Source organism: Mesorhizobium sp. WSM3879, from assembly GCF_002294915.1.
Taxonomy (GTDB): domain Bacteria; phylum Pseudomonadota; class Alphaproteobacteria; order Rhizobiales; family Rhizobiaceae; genus Mesorhizobium.
The window spans coordinates 109,885-130,126 of record NZ_NSFZ01000016.1 but is presented as its reverse complement, the minus strand read 5'-3'; the positions used below and the strand labels follow the sequence as shown (position 1 = coordinate 130,126).

At 63.7% G+C, this 20,242-nt stretch carries 17 protein-coding genes and 1 pseudogene; 10 read left to right on the top strand and 8 right to left on the bottom strand.

Going from position 1 to position 20,242, the window contains the following annotated elements; genetic code table 11:
• Positions 1-107 precede the first annotated feature (107 nt).
• From pbpC to CK218_RS26890, 10 genes and pseudogenes are all read left to right on the top strand, one after another.
• Complete coding sequence (gene pbpC, locus CK218_RS26930; protein ID WP_095829454.1) at positions 108-2,198, top strand: penicillin-binding protein 1C; 2,091 nt, start codon at positions 108-110, stop codon at positions 2,196-2,198.
• Positions 2,191-2,868, top strand: a pseudogene (locus CK218_RS26925) (M15 family metallopeptidase); the annotation flags it as partial. The gene pbpC and the pseudogene CK218_RS26925, both read left to right, overlap by 8 nt.
• A gap of 22 nt (positions 2,869-2,890) precedes the next feature.
• Entirely contained in the window at positions 2,891-2,986 is a 96-nt protein-coding gene (locus CK218_RS31510) for a M15 family metallopeptidase (RefSeq protein WP_348628740.1), read from the top strand.
• Positions 2,987-3,188: 202 nt separating this feature from the next.
• Positions 3,189-4,217: a sulfate ABC transporter substrate-binding protein gene (locus CK218_RS26920; RefSeq protein WP_066990553.1), complete on the top strand. Its 1,029-nt coding sequence runs from the start codon at positions 3,189-3,191 to the stop codon at positions 4,215-4,217.
• Between the two features lie 109 nt (positions 4,218-4,326).
• Positions 4,327-5,178 carry a sulfate ABC transporter permease subunit CysT gene (gene cysT / locus CK218_RS26915; RefSeq protein ID WP_066990552.1) on the top strand — a complete coding sequence of 284 codons (852 nt, stop codon included), beginning with the start codon at positions 4,327-4,329 and terminating at the stop codon, positions 5,176-5,178.
• Entirely contained in the window at positions 5,171-6,055 is an 885-nt protein-coding gene (gene cysW / locus CK218_RS26910; RefSeq protein WP_067328919.1) for a sulfate ABC transporter permease subunit CysW, read from the top strand. The genes cysT and cysW overlap by 8 nt, the downstream gene beginning before the upstream one ends.
• Positions 6,056-6,107: 52 nt before the next feature.
• Complete coding sequence (locus CK218_RS26905; RefSeq protein ID WP_066990546.1) at positions 6,108-7,148, top strand: sulfate/molybdate ABC transporter ATP-binding protein; 1,041 nt, start codon at positions 6,108-6,110, stop codon at positions 7,146-7,148.
• A 199-nt stretch (positions 7,149-7,347) separates the two neighbouring features.
• Positions 7,348-8,337, top strand: a complete 990-nt coding sequence (locus CK218_RS26900; RefSeq protein WP_095829453.1) for a sulfate ABC transporter substrate-binding protein — start codon at positions 7,348-7,350, stop codon at positions 8,335-8,337.
• 256 nt (positions 8,338-8,593) lie between these two features.
• Positions 8,594-9,043 (top strand): Rrf2 family transcriptional regulator, encoded by a 450-nt coding sequence (locus CK218_RS26895; RefSeq protein WP_013530871.1) that lies wholly within the window; start codon positions 8,594-8,596, stop codon positions 9,041-9,043.
• Between the two features lie 95 nt (positions 9,044-9,138).
• Positions 9,139-10,290, top strand: a complete 1,152-nt coding sequence (locus CK218_RS26890) for a hypothetical protein (protein ID WP_095829452.1) — start codon at positions 9,139-9,141, stop codon at positions 10,288-10,290.
• 83 nt (positions 10,291-10,373) lie between these two features.
• On the opposite strand, the gene CK218_RS26885 is transcribed toward CK218_RS26890, so the two are convergent.
• The 8 genes from CK218_RS26885 to CK218_RS26850 form a co-directional block, all read right to left on the bottom strand.
• On the bottom strand, positions 10,374-10,856 hold the full coding sequence (locus CK218_RS26885; protein WP_095829451.1) for a gluconokinase: 483 nt from the start codon (positions 10,854-10,856) through the stop codon (positions 10,374-10,376).
• 80 nt (positions 10,857-10,936) lie between these two features.
• Complete coding sequence (locus tag CK218_RS26880; RefSeq protein ID WP_095802329.1) at positions 10,937-11,923, bottom strand: ABC transporter permease; 987 nt, start codon at positions 11,921-11,923, stop codon at positions 10,937-10,939.
• The gene (locus CK218_RS26875) at positions 11,920-12,900 is read right to left on the bottom strand and encodes an ABC transporter permease (protein WP_066990536.1); all 981 of its coding nucleotides are present in this window, start codon (positions 12,898-12,900) and stop codon (positions 11,920-11,922) included. Before CK218_RS26875 ends, CK218_RS26880 begins: the two co-directional genes overlap by 4 nt.
• On the bottom strand, positions 12,897-14,444 hold the full coding sequence (locus CK218_RS26870; RefSeq protein WP_095829450.1) for a sugar ABC transporter ATP-binding protein: 1,548 nt from the start codon (positions 14,442-14,444) through the stop codon (positions 12,897-12,899). The genes CK218_RS26875 and CK218_RS26870 overlap by 4 nt, the downstream gene beginning before the upstream one ends.
• Before the next feature lie 75 nt (positions 14,445-14,519).
• The gene (locus CK218_RS26865; RefSeq protein WP_066990529.1) at positions 14,520-15,644 is read right to left on the bottom strand and encodes a sugar ABC transporter substrate-binding protein; all 1,125 of its coding nucleotides are present in this window, start codon (positions 15,642-15,644) and stop codon (positions 14,520-14,522) included.
• Positions 15,645-15,939: 295 nt separating this feature from the next.
• Positions 15,940-16,968: a LacI family DNA-binding transcriptional regulator gene (locus tag CK218_RS26860; protein ID WP_067328901.1), complete on the bottom strand. Its 1,029-nt coding sequence runs from the start codon at positions 16,966-16,968 to the stop codon at positions 15,940-15,942.
• A 193-nt stretch (positions 16,969-17,161) separates the two neighbouring features.
• The gene (locus CK218_RS26855) at positions 17,162-17,944 is read right to left on the bottom strand and encodes an ATP-binding cassette domain-containing protein (protein WP_095829449.1); all 783 of its coding nucleotides are present in this window, start codon (positions 17,942-17,944) and stop codon (positions 17,162-17,164) included.
• On the bottom strand, positions 17,937-20,186 hold the full coding sequence (locus tag CK218_RS26850) for an ABC transporter permease (protein WP_095829448.1): 2,250 nt from the start codon (positions 20,184-20,186) through the stop codon (positions 17,937-17,939). The genes CK218_RS26855 and CK218_RS26850 overlap by 8 nt, the downstream gene beginning before the upstream one ends.
• Positions 20,187-20,242: the final 56 nt, after the last annotated feature.

The following is a 20,242-nucleotide window of genomic DNA, read 5'->3' as shown; positions in this document are numbered from 1 at the left end:
CCGGCACCTTATCCTCGTGAAAGACGGGGAGAAGGGACAAGCTCCAGCGCTGACGCCCTCCTCTCCCCGTCGTTCACGGGGAGAGGGTAAGGGTGAGGGGCAGCGCCATGCTCTCCAAAAAATTGTTGCGCCGCGCTGCCATAACGGCAGCGTCCTCCGCCGCCTGTCTTGCCCTTTCCGTCGCCGCTCTCTGGGAGCTCGACCGCGCCTTCCCGCCGCCGCTCCCGGCGCCGCTGACGGTCTCCACCGAAGTGCAGGACCGCGACGGCGAACTCTTGCGCGCCTTCGCCACACCGGACGGTTATTGGCGGCTGGAAACTCGGCTCGACCAGGTCGACAAGCAGTTCGTCGACATGCTGGTCGCCTATGAAGACAAGCGCTTCTGGGACCACCGCGGCGTCGACATGCTGGCGCTTTGTCGCGCCGCCGGGCAGTTCGCCACCAGCGGCCACATCGTTTCCGGCGGCTCGACGCTCTCGATGCAGCTTGCCCGTCTGATCGAGCCGCGCGACAGCCGCAGCCTCGCCTCCAAGGCCAGGCAAATCCTGCGCGCCATCCAGATCGAGCGGCGTTTGTCCAAGCGCGAAATCCTCGAGCGCTACCTGACGCTGGCGCCCTATGGCGGCAACCTGGAAGGTGTGCGCGCCGCCTCGCTCGCCTATTTCGGCAAGGAGCCGAAGCGGCTGACCGTATCGGAAGCAGCACTTTTGGTCGCGCTGCCGCAGTTGCCGGAAAAGCGCCGGCCAGACCGCAACCTCGACATCGCGCATGCCGCGCGCGACCGCGTGCTCACCCGCATGGTCTCGGCCGGTCTGCTCAACGAACGAGAGGCAGCGCGCGCCGCGCTCGACGACGTCTCCGGCCTGCGCCGCAAGCTGCCGGCATTGGCCGCGCATGCGTCCTACGCCATGCTGCCCAAGGCTCAACCCGGCAAGCCGCTGCAACTCACCATCCGCCGCAGTGTTCAGCAAGGGCTGGAACAGGTGGCGAAAGAGGCCGCCAGGAAGCTCGGCCCAAAGCTTTCCGTCGCCATGGTGATGGCCGATGCCCGCACCGGCGACATTCTTGGCGAAGTCGGTTCAGCCGATTTCTTCGACGCCAGCCGATCCGGCTGGATGGACATGACCAAAGTAGTGCGCTCGCCCGGCTCGACGCTGAAGCCGTTCATCTATGGGCTTGCCTTCGAGCAAGGCCTGGTGGCGCAGGAGACGATCATCGAGGACAGCCCCGCCGACTTTGGCGGCTACCGGCCGAAGAATTTCGACATGGGCTACCAAGGCGACGTCAGCATCAGGCAGGCGCTGCAGCTGTCGCTCAACGTGCCCGCGATCCGGGTGCTGGACGCAGTTGGTCCCGCGCGGCTCACGGCGCGCTTCCGCCAGGCCGGCGTCAACCTGGTCCTGCCGCTCAACGAGGCGCCCGGGCTGGCGATCGGCCTCGGCGGCGCCGGCGTGACTTTGCGCGACCTGGTGCAGCTGTATACCGGCCTCGCCAATGGCGGCAAGATGCACACGCTGCATGACGGCACCGAGCCGGCCAATGCCGGGCGCGTCACCGCCACCATCCTCGACGACCAGGCCGCCTGGCAGATCGACGACATCCTGTCCGGCGTGAAGCCGCCCGAAGGTGCGGCCCAGCGCGGCATCGCCTACAAGACCGGCACATCTTACGGCTATCGCGATGCCTGGTCGGTTGGCTTCGACGGCCGCTATGTGCTTGGCGTCTGGGTCGGCCGTGCCGACGCCGGCCCGGTACCTGGCCTCTCCGGCTATGTCTCGGCCGCGCCCATCCTGTTCGAAGGCTTTGTCCGCTCGGGTTTGGGGAGCGTGCCGCTGCCCGGCCGGCCGCCGGGCGTCTTCAATCTTAAACGCGAAGAGTTGCCGGTGACGCTCGCCCGCTTCGGCGCTGGCTCCGACGGGCTGGTGCAGGCAACGCCGACCGAACCGGCGCCCACCATCGTCTTCCCGCCGGACGGGGCTCGCGTCGACCTCGGCACCAACTCTGCGGACGCTTCGCCGCTTGTGCTGAAGCTGCAGGGCGGCCGCGCGCCCTTCCGCTGGCTTGCCAACGGCAAGCCGCTCGCCGGCATCGACCGCCGCCGCACCGCGACCTGGCAGCCCGACGGCACCGGCTATTCGACGCTCACCGTTATCGACGCCGCCGGGCGCGCGGCCAGCGTGAAGGTTTTCGTTGAATAGAAGCGGGCAAGCGATTCGGCGCGTTGCGCCTTTCAAGGATCGAAAGGCACTTCTCTCGAGGCTTATTGCGAAGCACACCCGTCCTTCAGCGGGAGCAGCTATAATCCTCCCGGCACTGGCTCTCCTGGCTGCCTTCTCCACCCACGCCGACCCCCTGCCCGCCGGATTCGTCCGGCTCGCCGATGTCGATCCGACCATTCGCCAGGACATCCGCTATGCCGGGCTGGGAAACTTCCTGCAGCGCGAGGTCGACGGCTACGAAGCGCCGGTCTGCATCCTGACCGCGCCGGCGGCGAAGGCGCTGTCCGGCGTCCAGAAAGCAATAGCGGCCAAGGGCCTGACGCTGATCCTCTTCGACTGTTACCGCCCGGCACGCGCCGTCGCCGACATGGTCAGATGGACAAGGCAAGGCTGCCCGCCCGATCCGCAATGGTATCCGAAGGTCGAGCGCGGCGACCTCATCGCCGAGGGCTATGTCGGCGAACTGTCCAGCCACTCGCGCGGCTCGACCGTTGACCTCGCCGTCGCTGAGCTTGACAAGACAAGCCCGGCTCATTCCGCTTGCGGCGCGACTGACGCCCGCACGCTCGACTTCGGCACCGGATTCGACTGGTTCGATTCGGCGAGCGAGACGGCCCACCGCCCGCTGCCCCTCCAAGCGACGGCAAACCGCACGATGCTGCTTTTTGGCCATGCGCGCCGCCGGCTTCCGCAACTATGCGCGCGAATGGTGGCATTTCACCCTTGCCGACGAGCCGTTCCCAAGCAGCGCTTCGATTTTCCGGTGACCGCCGACTAGGGCACAGGACTTGCCCGGATCGCAGCCGGTTCCCGCTGACGAGGAACCACGCTGCTGGCAAGTGAGGAAGATATTTCCTCGACTGGCCGCCTCTCGGCGAAAAATTGCTGCAAGGAGATGAAAAAGGCAACATTCAGTGCATCTAATTTCTATAAATTCGCTAGAGTTCGGGCCGTTCAACGGAGGCGGAAATGACCAACCCTCATTTCGGGAAACTGCTCGGCGCGCTGGTCGCCACATCTGTCCAGTTCGGCACCCTCGGTTTCGCGTTTGCCGATACGACCATTCTCAATGTGTCCTACGACCCGACCCGTGAGCTCTACAAAGCCTATGACGAGGCCTTCGCCGCGCACTGGAAGGCGGAGACCGGGGAAACCGTTACCATCCAACAGTCGCATGGCGGATCCGGCGCCCAGGCGCGAGCCGTCATCGACGGTCTCGACGCCGATGTCGTGACGCTCGCGCTCGAGGGCGACATCAACGCCATCGCCGCGAAGACGAAGAAGATCAATCCGGACTGGCGCACGAAGTTCGAGAACAACTCGGCCCCCTACACCTCGACCATCATCTTCCTGGTGCGCAAGGGCAATCCCAAGGGCATCCATGACTGGAACGATCTGGTGAAGGACGGCGTCCAGGTAATTACGCCGAACCCGAAGACCTCGGGCGGCGCGCGCTGGAACTACCTCGCCGCCTGGGCCTATGCCAATGCCAATGACGGCAATGACGAAGCCAAGACCAAGGAGTTCGTCGGCAAGCTCTATGCGAATGTCCCGGTCCTCGATACCGGTGCCCGCGGCTCGACGGTGACCTTTGCGCAGAAGGGGCTGGGCGACGTGCTGATCGCCTGGGAGAACGAAGCCTATCTCGCGCTCGATGAATTCGGCGCCGACAATTTCGACATCGTCTACCCGCCGACCTCGATCCTGGCCGAGCCGCCGGTCGCCGTCGTCGACGGCAATGTCGACGCCAAGGGCACCCGCAAGGTCGCCGAGGCTTATCTGAGCTGGCTCTATTCGAAGGAAGCTCAGACCATCATCGCCAAGAACCACTATCGTCCGGCCAAGCCCGACCTGGTGCCTGCCGAGGATCTCGCCAAGCTACCGGCAATCAAGCTTGTCACTATCGACGATCCGCAATTCGGCGGTTGGAAGAAGGCGCAGCCTTATCATTTCGGCGATGGTGGTATATTCGACCAGATTTACAAGCCCGCCCAATGAAGCATGGCGGCCATAGGCCGGATGAAACCTGATTGGGTCTATTGTACGAGTGCCCGAGCCGAGGCGAAGGGCACTCTGGTCTGAGTAAGAAGGGACGATCCAGAACAGCATGAACACAGCACCCGCCAAGGCGGGGTGGCGGTTCAGACAGCCGAGTGTCATTCCGGGCTTCGGATTGACGCTCGGCTTCTCGCTTGCCTACCTCACGCTCATCATCCTCATTCCGCTTTCGGGGCTGGTCTGGCGTTCGGCCGCGCTCGGCTGGACCGACTTCTGGGCGATCGCCGTCGACCGGCGCACTCTCAATGCGCTGAAGATCAGCTTCGGCACCGCCTTCCTGGCCGCCGCGGTCAACGTCGTCTTCGGCACCATCGTCGCCTGGGTGCTGGTCCGCTACCGCTTCCCGGGCCGACGCATCGCCGATGCGATGGTCGACCTGCCCTTCGCCTTGCCCACCGCAGTCGCCGGTATCGCGCTCACCACGCTCTATGCGCCGAATGGCTGGATCGGCCAGCTTCTGATGCCGCTCGGCATAAAGGTCGCCTACACCCCGCTCGGCATCGTCATCGCCTTGGTGTTCATCGGCCTGCCGTTCGTGGTGCGCACCGTCCAGCCAATCATGGAGGAGCTCGACAGGGAGGTCGAGGAAGCTGCCGCCACGCTTGGCGCCAACCGCTTCCAGACCATCACCCGCGTGCTCTTCCCGGGACTGGCGCCGGCCATCGTCACCGGCTTCTCGCTCGCCTTCGCGCGCGGTGTCGGCGAATACGGCTCGGTCATCTTCATCGCCGGCAACCTGCCCTTCAAGTCGGAGATCGCGCCGCTCCTCATCGTCATCCGGCTCGAGGAATACAATTACGAGGCGGCGACCGCGATCGCCGCGATCATGCTGGCGCTGTCCTTCGTGATGCTTTTGGTCGTCAACCTCGTCCAGACATGGAGCCGCAAGCGCTATGGCTGATCCCGAGATCAAATCCTACGAACCGCATCACGAAAGCCAGTCGGCCGCGGTGACCGAAAGCCGGCCGGTGCGCTGGGTGGCGATGGGAATAGCCTTCGCCTTCCTCGCCGTCTTCCTGCTTCTGCCGCTGATCGTTGTCTTCCACGAGGCGCTTAGCAAAGGCATCGGCGCCTACACGGAGGCGCTTGCCAGCCCCGACACGCGCTCGGCGATCCGCCTGACGCTGCTGGTGGCGGCGATCTCGGTGCCGCTCAACCTCATTTTCGGCATCTCGGCTGCCTGGGCGATCGCCAAGTTCGAATTCAAGGGCAAGGCCTTTCTGACCACCCTCATCGACCTGCCGTTCTCGGTGTCGCCCGTCATTTCCGGCCTGGTTTATGTGCTCCTCTTCGGGGCGCAAGGCCTGCTCGGCGCGTGGCTGAAGGCGCATGGCATCGTCATCCTGTTCGCCGTGCCAGGCATTGTGCTCGCAACCATCTTCGTCACCTTCCCCTTCGTCGCCCGCGAGCTGATCCCGCTGATGCAGGAACAGGGCAATGGCGACGAGGAGGCGGCCCTGTCACTCGGCGCCAACGGCTGGCAGGCCTTCTGGTATGTGACGCTGCCCAACGTCAAATGGGGCCTGCTCTACGGCGTGCTTCTCTGCAACGCGCGCGCCATGGGCGAGTTCGGCGCCGTGTCTGTGGTCTCGGGTCATATTCGCGGCCTCACCAACACCATGCCGCTGCATGTGGAAATTCTCTACAATGAGTATAACGCCGTCGGGGCCTTCGCGGTCGCTTCGCTGCTCGCCGGCCTGGCGTTGGTGACGCTGGTCTTGAAAACACTTCTGGAGATGCGGTACGGCGCCGAGATTGCCGCGACGCGCGGACATTAGATGCATGCCGCCCGAAACCGCATAGCATGCATCAGCTGATTGAGGGATCTGTATGGAAGTTCGCGTTGTCAACGTGCGCAAGGAGTTCGAGCGGTTTCCGGCGCTCCACGACGTTTCGCTCGACATCAGGTCGGGCGAGCTTATCGCGCTGCTCGGGCCATCCGGTTCCGGCAAGACGACGCTCCTCCGCCTGATCGCCGGCCTGGAGCGGCCCACCAAGGGCGCCATCTTCTTCGGCGAAGAGGATGCCTCGCAGAAGTCGATCCAGGAGCGCAATGTCGGCTTCGTGTTCCAGCATTACGCTCTGTTCCGCCACATGACGGTTGCCGACAATATCGGCTTCGGCCTCAAGGTCCGGCATGGCGCCGCGCGTCCCTCGGCGCAGGAGATCCGCCGCCGTGCCTCGGAACTCCTCGACCTCGTCCAGCTGTCGGGGCTGGAAAAGCGCTATCCGGCACAGCTTTCCGGCGGCCAGCGCCAGCGCGTCGCGCTCGCCCGCGCCATGGCCATCGAGCCCAAGGTGCTTTTGCTCGACGAGCCGTTCGGCGCGCTTGACGCGCAGGTGCGCCGCGAGCTGCGCCGCTGGCTGCGCGAAATCCACGACGCCACCGGCCACACCACCGTCTTCGTTACCCACGACCAGGAGGAGGCGCTCGAACTCGCCGACCGCGTTGTCGTCATGAGCCAAGGTCGCATCGAGCAGGTCGGCTCGGCCGACGAGATCTACGACACGCCGAACTCGCCTTTCGTCTACAGCTTCATCGGCGAATCGAGCTCGCTGCCGGTCAAGGTCGACAATGGCGAGATCTGGCTCGCCGACCGACCGGTCGGCCTGCAGGCGCCGCATGCGCCGTCCGGGGAGGCCCTGCTCTACTTTCGTCCGCACGATGTCGAGCTGCTCGACGGCTGCAGCGGCTGCATTGCCGGGACGGTCGCCGCAAGCCGCCGCGTCGCCGGCACAAGGCGGGTCGAGCTCGAGATCGGCGGCGAGCGTCAGCGCGTCGAGATCGAGCTGCCGGTCGATCATCCGGCGGCACAGAAGAGCCGGGTGGCTTTCAGGCCGAGGCGCTGGAAGCTTTTCCCGGCCTCCTGACCTGTTTGCCGCCTGCCGCTTCCGGGCGCGCGGCAGTGGCCCCGATGAATCAGGTTGGAAGAAAATCCTACCAAGCGGCTGTTCGGGCGGGAGATTTTCCCGCTGCTCGTGCGTCCCCCGGACCGCGTGCCTCGCGCAGCCAGGCTTTCCTTTTTATGGTCACACCATAGTTCTGATTGTCTGGAGGAGGACCGTTTTCATGAAGCGCTTATTGCTGGGTATTGCCACGCTTGCCGGCTTCGTCGTCCTCGCGTCCTCCCAAGCCTGGTCGGCCGACAAGCTGCTCAATGCCTCCTACGACGTCGGCCGCGAATTGTTTGCCGACATCAACAAGGCTTTCATCGCTCAGCATCCCGGCGTGACCGTCGATCAGTCCCACGCCGGAACCTCGGCGCAGGCTCGTGCCATCGCGGAAGGTTTGGCAGCTGACGTCGTCACCTTCAACCAGGTCACCGACGTCGATTTCCTGGTCAAGAGGGGTCTGATCTCCGCGGACTGGCAGAAGGATTTCCCAGACAACGCATCGCCTTTCTATTCGCTGCCGTCCTTCCTTGTTCGTGCTGGCAATCCCAAGCACATCAAGGACTGGAACGATCTGGTGCGTGACGACGTGCAGGTGATCTTCCCCAACCCGAAGACATCAGGCAATGCGCGCTATACCTATCTTGCTGCCACCGCTTACGCCAAGGAGGCCTTCAAGGGCGACGACGCCAAGGTGAAGGAGTTCATCGCCAAGCTGTTTGCCAACGTGCCGATCTTCGACACCGGCGGCCGCGCCGCCACCACCACCTTCGTGCAGCGCGAGATCGGCGACGTGCTGATCACCTTCGAATCCGAAACGCGCGGCATCCGCAGGGAATATGGCGACGACAAGTTCGAGCAGGTCACGCCTTCAGTCAGCCTGCTGGCCGAATTCCCGGTGGCGATCGTCGATAAGATCGCCGACGAGCACGGCAGCCGCGATCTCGCCAAGACCTATGTCGAATTCCTCTATTCGCCCGAGGGCCAGGACATTGCCGCCCGCAACGGCCTGCGGGCTCGCGACGCAGCAGTGGCCGCCAAATACAAGGCCGAGTTTCCCGACGTGCGCCTGTTGACGGTAGACGAGGTCTTCGGCGGCTGGGACAGGGTGCAGAAAGAGCATTTCGCGGCAGGCGGCTTGCTCGATCAGGCCTATGGCAGCCGGTAGCGCTTACAATCAAAAGAAGTGGAAAGCCGTCATCGCCGTCGGCATCGCCGGCTTTTTTCAATCTGGAGCCGGCATCACTTTGCCGGCGAAATCAACGCGGCCAATGTGAAAAACATTACGAAGAATCAACGCGTTTGTGCCTAACCTGTGTCGACGAATTGTTGTGCCAAACCGCGTAGCGCGGCCAAACTGTCATGATTTGCACACAAACAACCGCCAGATGCAGGCGATTGGGGTTTGATAAACTGAATCGGGCATGCTGACCAAAAAAGGCAAATACGGCCTCAAGGCCCTCGTGCATCTTTCCGGCCTGCCGGCTGGCCAGCTTGCATTCGTCAACGACATAGCGGTCGCAAACAACATCCCGAAGAAGTTCCTGGACGCCATCCTGGGCGAATTGCGCAATGCCGGCTTCGTCCAGAGCCGCAAGGGCAAGGAAGGCGGCTATCGCCTCGCCAGGCCCGCTTCCGAGATCAAGATCGGCCATGTGGTGCGCGTGCTCGACGGGCCGTTGGCGCCGATCCCTTGCGCCAGCCGCACGCAATATCAGCGCTGCGAGGACTGCGACGAGGCGACGTGCCAGGTCCGTCACATGATGCTGGAAGTGCGCCAGGCGATCGCCGAGGTGCTCGACAACCGCAGCCTCGCCGCCATGCGCGACGCCGACAACGACGATTTCCCGGTCGAACTCACGTCGCAGATCTGATCGCTCAGCCGCGCCGCCTCGCCGTTGGTTGTCTGTCCGCGACAGACGCTGTAAATCGGCTGACGGATGGATCAAGGTTTGGGGGTATCTGACGCATGAGGCTGCCTCGGCTTGGCAAGTCCCGCAGGGCCAACCGGCAACCGTCATCCACCAGCATCTATCATACCGAGATCATCGCCGACGTTGCAGTGCCGGAGCGCGGCGAGACCGTCCGCTTCTTCAGCCGCAAGCTCCTCCGCCCCGGCAAGTTGCGCAGCGTCTCCAACAAGGATCTGCGCGAAAGCCTGCTATCCATGTTCTATCTCGGGGTGGCGGCGGTGCTGCCGGTGGCCTGGTGGGCGCCGATCTGCGATTGGGTTTCGACGCTTCGACGCAAGCGTCATTTTCGCAAGGATTTCGCGCGGTATGACATGGCGATCAAAGCGGTGCTTGGCGATGATGCCGACACGCGAAGCCTTTTCAGGGGACATCTCGCCGCCGCGCATCGCCGCCGTCTGATGCTTGCCGCTCATCTGGCGCCTGGCAGGCGCTGGTCGCCGGCGATCCGGCTGGAAGGCATCGACGGCTTGCGCGAGGCCTTGCAGCGCGGCCGCGGCGCCATCGTCTGGTGCGATCAGTTCGTCGCCCAGACCATCATGGGCAAGCGCGCCCTCTTCGAAGCCGGCATCGAAGCGCACCAGGTGAGCGTCAACTTCCACGGCTTTTCGGAAAGCAAATTCGGCCTGCATGTGATCAACAAGCCGCTGGTCGAGGTCGAAAACCGGTTTCTGAAGAGCCGCATCGTCTTTGAGCGCGCCGAAGCCTACCAGGTTACGGCGCGCATCCAGAAGGCGCTGAAGGAGAACGGAGTCGTGCTGATGACCAACACCATCCACGCGGGATCTACCTTCACCGAGAGCGCCATGGGCGAGCGTGGCTGGACCCACCTCGCCTCGGCGCCGGCGAATTTTGCGGCGCGCGCCGGCGCTGCGCTGTTTGGCATGTCGACCCTGGAGACAGTGCCCTTTCGCGAGTACCGGGCGATCGTCAGTCCCGAACTGAAGCCCAACGCTGTCCAGCCTGCATCCCGGCCGGCAAAGGACGTGGCGGCAAAGAACCTCGTTCTGCAAGCGGCCTATATCCTGCTCAAGCGCGACCGGCTGCTGGAAGCGGTCAAACTGCATCCCGAGCAGATGATGGCCTGGTCCAGCGCCAACCGGCTCACCGGACAGCAGGATCAAGCCGCGATCGGCGCCGACGCCGCATAATGCATTTCCCCCAGACGCGCAGCGGTTTTGGGTCAACGACATGCATCAGAACGAAGACTGAAAAGTGCGTCGCCTGAACCTGTTCAGCTCGAGGGGCTTGAGCTCAGTGCTTGCTTAAGGATGGCGGCGACGCTCCGCGCGCCATCCGCCGTCACCGCCGGTTCGTCCGGCTCCGGTTCTTCCAGGGTCGCGAACTGGCTGTCGACCAGACTCGCCGGCATGAAATGGCCTTTGCGCCCCGACACCCGTCGCCGGGCAGTCTCGCGATCGATCTTCAGATAGAGGAAGACGATGCCCGGGCAAAAGCTGAGCAGCCGGTTCCGGTAGCTGCGCTTCAGCGCCGAACAGGCCGCCACCGGCTTGTGTCCCTCGCCGACCGAGGCTGCGATGCGCTCGCCGATGGCATCGAGCCAACCCTCGCGCAACGCATCCGTCAGCGGCTCGCCGTGCGCCATGCGCGCCACGTTTTTCGGCGGATGCAACCGGTCGCCCTCGATGAAGACCGCGCCCAGCGCCTCGGCCAGCGCTTCGCCCATCACCGTCTTGCCGCAGCCGGCGACCCCCATCACGACTATGGCCGGCGCTGACCGGATGTCGTTCAATGGAAACCTCCGACGGCTGTGACCTTACGATCCTTCATCCACAGTCAGCGGCTTGCCGGCGCACGGCCATAGAGCAAAAGCATGGCCACGATCACGACGCCGTAAATGATCTGCCGCCCCGCCTCCGGCATCTGCATGACCGACAGGATCGATTGCAGCAGCGTGATCAGGATCACGCCGGCGACGGTGCCAAGATATGAGCCGCGGCCGCCGAGGATCGAAGTGCCGCCCAGCACCACGGCGGCGATCGACGGCAACAGATAGGCGTCGCCCATCGACTGCGCCGCCTTCGATGCGTAGCCCGCGAGCAGGACGCCCCCGAAGGCCGAGAGCCCGCCGGAGACGGCAAAGGCAATCAGCACCACGCGGCGCGTGTCGATTCCGGAAAGATAGGCGGCGCGCTCACGATTACCGATGCCGTAAACGACGCGGCCGAAGGAGGTGCGGGTCAGCACGAAAACCATTGCCGCCCCTATCAGCGCCCAGATGATCACCGCGTTCGGCACCCCCGGAATGGTAAAGCCGGTCGCAAGGTAGCGCATCGCCGCTGTCGCCGAATCCTGCGGCGAGAACCCGCCCGTATAGACCACCATCAGCCCTTGCGCGACGGCGTTGGTGGCTAGAGTGATGATCATCGAGGGAATGCGCAAATAAGCCACGCCGACGCCGTTGACGATGCCGATCGCGACCCCGCACAGGACGCCGAACGGGATTGCGAGCGCGACGCCGACCGGACCGTAGGCTGCAGCGGCACAGGCCATCATCGCGCCGGTCGCCACCGACCACGGCACGGAAAGGTCGATCTGGCCGAGCAGGATTACCAGCATCATGCCGGTGGCGATCACGCCGAGGAATGACGCGACCTTCAGCTGCTGCAGGAGATATTCCGGCGAGAGAAAACTGCGCGAATAGAGGCTACCTAGCAGAAGCAGGATAACGATGCAGGCAAAGGCGGTCGCCACCGCCGGATCGGCGCGGCGGATGAATTTCGGCATGCGGCTGGCGATGCCGCCAAGCGTCGTTTCGCTCACAGGAACCACTCCAGCCGGTTGCGCACCCGAAACAGCGCGAAGGCGCCGAGGCTGACCGCGATCAACAGGATGATGCCCTGGAACAGCGGCTGCCAGAGCGGGTCGAAATCGAAGACGAACAGCAGGTCGCCGATGGTGCGGAAGGCGAGCGCTCCGAAGATCGCGCCAATAGCGCTGCCTTTGCCCCCGAACAGCGAGACGCCGCCGAGCACAACTGCCGCAATCGAGAACAACGTGTAGGCATTGCCGCTCGCATAGGCAGCCTCGCCCGTATAGGTAAAGAAGGTGAGGAACAGGCCGCCAATCGCGGCAAGCAGTCCGGCCAGCGTATAGGCAAGGAACTTGCCCCTGCGGATCGGCACACCCGACATATAGGCTGCCGTTTCGGACGAGCCCGCAGCGTAAGCGGCGCGGCCGAGCTCGGAGCGGCGGAACGGCACCCACACGACAAGCACGACGACGAACAGCGCCATCAGGCTTGCCGGCACGACGCCGAAGAAGCGCCCTGTCAGGAAATCGGCGACGTCCTCGTTGACCGATCCGCCGGGAACCGGTCGCAAAAGCAGCGCGAGACCGAAATAGACGGCGCCCGTGGCTATCGTAGCGACGATCGGCTGCAGGCGCCCGTAGATCACGATGGCGCCGTTGATTGCCCCGCAGACGAGCCCGGTGCCAAGCACAGCCACCAATCCGAACGCCGTCTCGAGACCCGTGCCGATGACGAGCCAGGAAGCCATGCAATTGGTCAGCGTGAAGATCATGCCGACCGAGAGATCGATGCCGGCGGTGATCACAACCAGCGTTTGCGCCATCGCCACGAAGGCAAGCAGAACGCCCTTGTTCGCCGCTGTCTGCACGACATTGGCCGTGAAGCCGGCTGGATGATTGCCGCTGTAGATCGCGAACATGACGATGAAGATGGCGAACGCCAGCAGCGTCCCGCGCTGCTCGGCCAGCCAATAGCGCCAATCCTTCACGCGCCCTCTCCTTGCTCTGCCCGCTCGCTGCCGCCGTGGATATTCAGCGCGCTGGCGATCAGCGCGTGCTCGGTGATATCGGCGCCAACCAGCTCGCGCTTGATGGCGCCGTCATAAAGCACGAGCACGCGGTCGCAGCAGCCGATCAGCTCGTCATAGTCGGTCGAATAAAACAATATCGCGGCGCCGGCGTCGGCGAGCTTACGCATCAGCTGATAGAGCTCCTGCTTGGTGCCGACATCGATGCCGCGCGTCGGATCGTTGAGCAGAATGATGCGCGGCTGCCGCATCAGCCATTTGGCGATCACCACCTTCTGCTGGTTGCCGCCGGACAGCGCCCCGACAGGGATATCGAGCCCCGCCGTCTTGATGGCCAGCAATTCAACCGTGTCATCGATCAGCCGCTGCTCGGCGGCACGGTCGATGACGCTGGCCTTGGACAGCCTGTCTAGTGCTGCGAAGGAAAGGTTCTCGCGCACCGTCATCGGCAGCATCAGCCCTTCCGTCTTGCGGTCTTCCGGGATCAGCGCCATGCCGATACGGTCATCGCTGGCGGCTGCCGGGCTGGCAATCGAAACCGGCTTGCCGTCGACCAGGATCTGCCCGGAAAGACCTCGCAGAACGCCGAAGAACGCCAGCAGCAGCTCACGCTGACCCTGGCCGTCGAGCCCGCCCAATCCTACGACCTCGCCGGCCGCAACCGAGAGCGAGATATTGTCCAGCCTATCGCTCCAGGACAGGTTGCGCGCCTCCAGCACAGGAGCTGCAACCGTCTGGGGCCCGGTCGGCTTCGGCGGAAAGATGTGGCTGTATTCCCGGCCGATCATCAGTTCCACGACTTCGTTGTCGCTCTTCGACCCGGCCGGATAGCTGGCGACATTGCGGCCATTGCGAAACACCGTGCACTGGTCGGCAAGCTCGGAGATCTCGTTCATTCGGTGGGAGATGTAAAGCAGCGCCAGCCCTTCCTGGCGCAACCGCTTCAGCACCTCGAAGACCTTCGCGACATCGGCGGCGGTCAGCGCCGACGTCGCTTCGTCGAGGATCAGGATGCGCGGCTTCCTGGCCAACGCCTTGGCGATCTCGACCATCTGTCGGCGCGAGAGCGGCAGGTCCTTGATCAGCGCCAGGGGGTGAATATCGGAGGCACCCGCGCGGGCAAGCGCCTGTTCCGCGAGGCGCCGTTGCGCCTTGCGGTCGATCATGCCGAAGCGTTTCGGCGGGTCCGATATGACGATGTTGTCGGCGACGCTCAGCTCCGGAATGAGCGACAGCTCCTGGAAGATGCAGACGATGCCGGCCTGGTTTGCCGCGGCGGGCGAAGCAAATGTCACCTCGCGGCCGTCCAGGGTCATGGTACCTTCATCCGGCGCGACGACACCGGCCATGACCTTGATCAAAGTCGATTTGCCGGCGCCGTTCTCACCGAGAATGGCGTGGATGCTGCCGGCCGTGACGGTGAGATCGGCCTTTTCCAGGGCGCGCACGCCGCCATAGCGCTTGGATATGCCTTCCATGCGGAAGAGCGGAGCCGCGCCGTTCATCAGCCCTCCCCAGGCCAGTTCGTGATTGGCATCAAGCGGCCGGCGCCGCGGCTTCCGCGACGCCGGTCCGTCAGACTATTTGTTTTCCTTGGTCTGGCCCATGATTTCCTGCGCGGTGAAATTGATGCCGCAGGTCGGGAAGGAATTGCCGACGAAGAAATTGTCGGACTGATCGGGGAAGTAGTCCTGCCCTGCCTTGAAGTTCGGATCCTCGACGATGGCCAAAGGCAGCTTGACCGACTGCGGCACGACATTGCCTTCGAGCGCGGCAATCGCCGTCTTGATGGCAACGGCAACCTGCGCCGGGCCGGTACCGGCCGACGAACATTTCAGCCCGTCCGCCGCATGCGCCGCGCAGAATTTGCGGAAGCCGTTTTCCGTCTCGCCGCCGAACGGCACGAACGGATGCTTGGCGTCGATCATCGCCTGCACGATGCCGGTATCGCCGCCTTGCCCTGTGATGCCGTCGAACGGTCCGCTGGTGGCGATCGCGTCGGCCGTGGCTTTCTGCGCCACGCCGTCGTCCCACTTGCCGACGACTTCGGTGACATCCCATTTCTTGCCCGACGCGTTGAGAACCTCGTGAATGCCATTGTGCCGGTCGGTATCGACGGAGGTACCCGCGACACCGCGCACCTCAAGCACTTTGCCGCCGTTCGGAACGTGCGAGACCAGCCATTTGCCCCACAATTCGCCGAGCCCCTTCTGGTCGACATTGACGTTGATGGCGTCCTTGGTGTCGAGGATGTTGTCGAAGGCAACCAGGATGACACCGGCTTCCTTGGCGCGCTTGATCACGGGCCCGAACGCGGTCGGGTTCTGGGCGTTGACGACGATCGCGTCGAAGCCGGAGTCGATGAAGTTATTGATCGCCGAGATCTGCGCCGGCACATCCTCGCCGGTCGATACCACCTTGAATTCCTTCAGCTTCTTGGCGACGTCCGGCTGCGCGGCATAGGCTTTGGCCGTCTGGATCATCTGGATGCGCCAGGTATTGGCGATATAGCCGTTCGCGAGCGCGATACGATAGGGCCCTTCCTTCTTCGGATATTTGAAGAATTGTGTGTCGGCCGCCCAGGGCGCGAAGCAGTCGGGCTCGGCCGAGGGCCCTTTGACAATTTCCGGATCGGCGATCGCCGACGAGCTCAGCATGACAAATGCAGTGGCGGCAACCACACCGCCAACAAGTGACTTGATCATCAGTATTCCTCCCAGTTGCAGTTCTGCTTGTTGATTAAGTCCTGGCGTTTTGGCCGGCACCTCCTGCCGCATCCAATCGCCTGCCGGCCGACCTTTGCCGCCCGCTGCCTCCTCTTGCCTCGCCTGAGGGCAATTCAGCAAACTATCATATTATACATAATAAACAAGCACGGACTGTTTGCTTATGTATAATAAACAGCGCCTCGCGTCTGCCATCTTATTGCTCGACGCAGAAGATGGTAGCGCTACCATGCAAGGTAGTAAACCGGCATTTGCACAGTCGTCTTTGCGTGTTTCAACGTGCGGTGCTCTCGCGGCGAATGAGCTCGAAACCGAGATCGACAACCCTCTGCTGGGGCCTCCGGCCCGCAATCGCCGCCAGCGCCATCGCCACTGCCTGCCGTCCGATTTCATAACGATGCGTGCGAACGCTGGTGACCGACGGGAACGCCGCCTGCATCATGTCGAGGTCGTTGAAGCCCACGATGCCGATGGCCTTCGGTACCGCGATGGCGGCGCGGCGACATTCGAACAAGACTCCCAGCGCGATATCGTCATTGTTGCAGAAGACGCCGTCGAGCGACGGCATCTTGGCCAGAGCATCGCGCAAAAGCTCGCGGCCGAGCGTCACGCTGGACAGTAGCGGCGTGGTGGTGACCAGGCGGGGATCGAACAGGCCGGCCGACTCCATGGCCGCGCGATAGCCGGCAAGGCGCCGCTGCGAGCGCGGGTCCATGCGCGCGCCGATGAAACCGATGCGCCGATAACCTGCCTCGATCAGGTGCTCGGTGGCAGCGCGACCACCGTCGAAATGCGAGAAGCCGACCAGCATATCGACCGGATCGTGTCCGGTTTCCATCACTTGCACCACCGGGCAGCCGGCCGTCTCCAGCAACTTTCGCGACTGCGGCGTCTGGTCGATGCCGGCGACGATAAGCGCCGCCGGGCGCTGCGAGGCGAACAGCTGCAGCAGCCGCTCCTCTTCCAGGCCCGAATAGTGGGTATTGCCCATCTGGATGCGGAAAGGGCTGTCCGAAAGACTGTCATAGATGCCGCGCACCACTTCGGCAAAGACATTGTTGGTGAGCGACGGCACCAGCACGCCGAAGACCTCCGCGCGCGCCGAGGCCAATGCGCGCGCATTGGGGTCCGGGATGTAGCCGAGCTCGTCGACGGCGACCTGTATCTGCCGGCGCAGATCTTCCGAGACCCGCCCAGGCTCGCGCAGCGCACGCGACACGGTGATGGCGCCGACGCCCGCCTTGCGCGCCACATCGGCGATGGTCGGGCGGCCGCCGCCGCGCCGCGAGCGCGGCCTTGTCACCGCCTTGTCCTTTTTGCACGAAAGGAGCGCAGCGGCGAGTTGACGATCAACAGTTTAGCCACAGCAACCATGTTTCGCAGCCCGTCCCATTCCGGTTGGGTCGCGCAGGCCATGGCCGTTGTCAAGCCGACGAATATTGGTTCAGCCGACCCCCGGCAGAGGCGATAAACCCCCCAGGTCAATGCCTCGGTCGTCAGACCGCCCTCGCCTGATCGGCCGTAAGCGCCTGCTCCCGCGTGCCGGAGACGATGATCTCAAGGACCTCGTGCTCGTCGGTGTTCCTGACATGACGGTCGCCGACATTCTCGCCGCGCTTGAGTACCATGACACGGTCGCCTACGGCGAAAATGTCGACCAGCCGATGCGAGATGATGATCTGGGCAACACCCTGTCTTTTCAGTTCCAGCATGGTCTCGAGGAGCCGCGCGGTCGCCATCACCGAGAGATTGGCGGTCGGTTCGTCGAGGATCACGACGCGTGGCTCGAACGAAATCGCGCGGGCGATCGCCACGGATTGCTGGCGACCGCCCGACAGGCTCTCGACCTTCTGGAAAACGGAGTTCACGTCCACCTTGAGCCGCTTCAGCACGCTATCGGCTTCCGCGTACATCTTGCGGCGATTGACGAAAGGGCCTTTGCGCGGCCAGCGGCCGAGAAAGATGTTCTGGCCGACATCCATGTTTCCGCAAAGAGCGAAATCCTGGTAGATCATCTCGATGCCCGCGTCGCGGCTCTCATGCGGACTCTTGAAATGCACCGGTTGACCGGCGACGAGGATTTCGCCGGCGTCGCGCTGATAGGCGCCGGTCAGGATCTTCATGAGCGTCGACTTGCCGGCCGAGTTGTCGCCGACCAGTCCAAGGATCTCTCCGGGATAGAGCACCAGATCGACTTTCCGAAGCGCCTGAACGGCACCGAAGGCTTTTTCGATGCCTCGCATTTCCACGATCGGTTGAGGCAACGCAGCATCAGGCATGAATGGTTTCCCGGGTTCGTGCGCCTCGCGCGAGGCGGGCTCGCAGGCGACCGAAGATATTGGCCTGGCGCACCCAGATGTCGATCAGCACCGCGACAATGAGGATGACGCCGATGAAGACATTGATCCAATGCTGCGGCATGCTGAAGCCCTGGACATTGAGCTGCAGGAGCGCCCTAACCAGTGTGATCACGGCTGCACCGGCCAGAGAACCCAGCATGGTGCCGTAGCCGCCGAAGATCGACCCGCCGCCGATGATCACCGACGCGATGGCGTCGAGTTCGCGGAACTGGCCTGCAACGGGGTTGAAGCTTCGGAAATAGGCGACGTTGATGATCCCGGCCATCGTCGCGCAGAACGCCGCCAGCATGAGCGAGATGAAGCGCGCCCGGTTGGTGTTGATGCCGGCATAGGCGGCGGCGCGGATGTTGCCGCCGGTTGCATAGACCTTTTGCCCGAACGGCGTGTAGGCGAGCACGACGCCGGCAATCACGGCGACGAAGATCATCCAGATGGTCTGCACGCTGACCACCTCGGCCAGTGTTCTGAGGATGCCATCCGGAAGCACGATGCTGAAGTGAAGGAGGATGTCATTCACCTTGCGGCCGAGCAAATTGTAGCCCTCCGGCCAGCCGGTAAGCTGCTGCCCGGCGACGAACCAGGCCGCGAGGCCGCGGGCGATGTAGAACATGCCAAGCGTTGCGATGAAGGCCGGCAGTTTCAAGCCAACGGCGACGACGGCGTTGACGAGGCCGGCAAGCATTCCCGCAAGCAGGCCCATCGCGATAGCGGTGACGGGGTCGGTACCCAGGACCTTCAGGAAATAGGCCGCCGCGCTGCCGGCGAGCGCCAGGACGGCTCCGACGGAGAGGTCGATATCGCCGGCCGCGATGACGTAGGTAAGCCCGACCGTGATCAGCGCCAGTTCCGTATAGTTGAGCAAGATCGCGAAAGTGTTGGACAGGTTCCACCAGTAATCCGGCCTGAGGAAAAGACCCGTGAGCCACAGCACCACTGTCAGGATGACGGCGAGGGCATCGCGCCGGGCGAGGAACTTGCCGAACCCGGTCGCCGACAATGCGATGTCGGTCGCCATCGCACCCTTGGTCACCACGCCCTCGAGTGCGACGCCGCCGATCTCGAAGGCCGGCGGCGGCGGCCTGCCGCGCAGCCATGCCCAGAGGCGCGCCGCGACCTGCCGGCGGATGAGATAGGGTTCGATCAGCACGGCGATGACAAGCAGCAGTCCGAGGAAGACCGGAACCGCGCCCACTGGCAGGGAGTAGACGGCGTTGACCGTCACCTCCTCCTCGCCGATCTTGATGGTGCGCGTGATCGGCAAACCCTCGCGCAGCACCTTGTCGAGCAGAACGACCAGCATGGCGCCGAGGCAGGATCCGGCGACGCGGCCGCGACCGCCTAGAATGGAAGCGCCGCCGATGATCACCGCGGCGATGACGGTCAGTTCGCCGCTGACGCCGTAAAGCGGGGTCACCCCCTTGTCCTGAGCGGCCGACAGGAGGCCGGCAACGGCGGCGCAGAGCGACGAGAGCAGATAGGCACGGATGCGCACCCAGTTCGTCGGTATGCCAGCATAGACTGCTGCCTGCTCGTTGCCGCCCGTCGCAAAGGTTTCGTAGCCCCAGCGAGTGTTGGCGAGCACGTAGGCGCCGATCACGGCAACGATCGCGAAGATTGCGATCTGGTTGTTGAAGCCGAAGACGTTCGTCTCGCCGAGATGGAAGAAGAGCGGGGCCTCCTTCGCTTTTCCTGGATAGTAGATCGCCTGACCGTGCGTCAAGGCGAGGACGAAGCCGCGGCCGATCAGAAGCGTGGTCAAGGTGGCGATGAACGCCGGCACTTTTAGGATGGTAACGAGCACGCCATTGACGAGGCCGATCAACATCCCAAGAAGGACGCAGACGGTCACCGACATGACGATGCCGAGATCGGCGAAGCTTGGCGCGAACAGCCTCGCAAAAACGACGGCCACCAGGCCGTAGATGGAACCGACCGAAAGGTCGAGGTCCTTGTTGATGATGACGAAGGTCATTCCGACGGCGATGATGGCGACCCGCGAGGTATCGCGAAGCAGTGCATGGAACGCCTCCGGCGAGCCGAAAAACGTCGGATTGACGGCAGCGCCGCCGAGATAGATCAGCGCCAGCAGGGCAAGCAATCCCATTTCCCAGCCGCCGACGAGCTGGGGTGGAAGGCGACGAACGAGAGCTTCAGCGGGCATTCTTTGATAAAGGGTTCCGAAGGCCAAAATGCGCGGGAAGATACCAGCCCTCCCGC

Bases quoted from the DNA above. Each gene is read 5' to 3' on its own strand.
- pbpC (WP_095829454.1), top strand. From the start codon at position 108: ATGCTCTCCAAAAAATTGTTGCGCCGCGCTGCCATAACGGCAGCGTCC.
- CK218_RS31510 (WP_348628740.1), top strand. From the start codon at position 2,891: ATGCGCGCCGCCGGCTTCCGCAACTATGCGCGCGAATGGTGGCATTTC.
- CK218_RS26920 (WP_066990553.1), top strand. From the start codon at position 3,189: ATGACCAACCCTCATTTCGGGAAACTGCTCGGCGCGCTGGTCGCCACA.
- cysT (WP_066990552.1), top strand. From the start codon at position 4,327: ATGAACACAGCACCCGCCAAGGCGGGGTGGCGGTTCAGACAGCCGAGT.
- cysW (WP_067328919.1), top strand. From the start codon at position 5,171: ATGGCTGATCCCGAGATCAAATCCTACGAACCGCATCACGAAAGCCAG.
- CK218_RS26905 (WP_066990546.1), top strand. From the start codon at position 6,108: ATGGAAGTTCGCGTTGTCAACGTGCGCAAGGAGTTCGAGCGGTTTCCG.
- CK218_RS26900 (WP_095829453.1), top strand. From the start codon at position 7,348: ATGAAGCGCTTATTGCTGGGTATTGCCACGCTTGCCGGCTTCGTCGTC.
- CK218_RS26895 (WP_013530871.1), top strand. From the start codon at position 8,594: ATGCTGACCAAAAAAGGCAAATACGGCCTCAAGGCCCTCGTGCATCTT.
- CK218_RS26890 (WP_095829452.1), top strand. From the start codon at position 9,139: ATGAGGCTGCCTCGGCTTGGCAAGTCCCGCAGGGCCAACCGGCAACCG.
- CK218_RS26885 (WP_095829451.1), bottom strand. From the start codon at position 10,856: ATGGGGGTCGCCGGCTGCGGCAAGACGGTGATGGGCGAAGCGCTGGCC.
- CK218_RS26870 (WP_095829450.1), bottom strand. From the start codon at position 14,444: ATGAACGGCGCGGCTCCGCTCTTCCGCATGGAAGGCATATCCAAGCGC.
- CK218_RS26865 (WP_066990529.1), bottom strand. From the start codon at position 15,644: ATGATCAAGTCACTTGTTGGCGGTGTGGTTGCCGCCACTGCATTTGTC.
- CK218_RS26855 (WP_095829449.1), bottom strand. From the start codon at position 17,944: ATGCCTGATGCTGCGTTGCCTCAACCGATCGTGGAAATGCGAGGCATC.
- CK218_RS26850 (WP_095829448.1), bottom strand. From the start codon at position 20,186: ATGCCCGCTGAAGCTCTCGTTCGTCGCCTTCCACCCCAGCTCGTCGGC.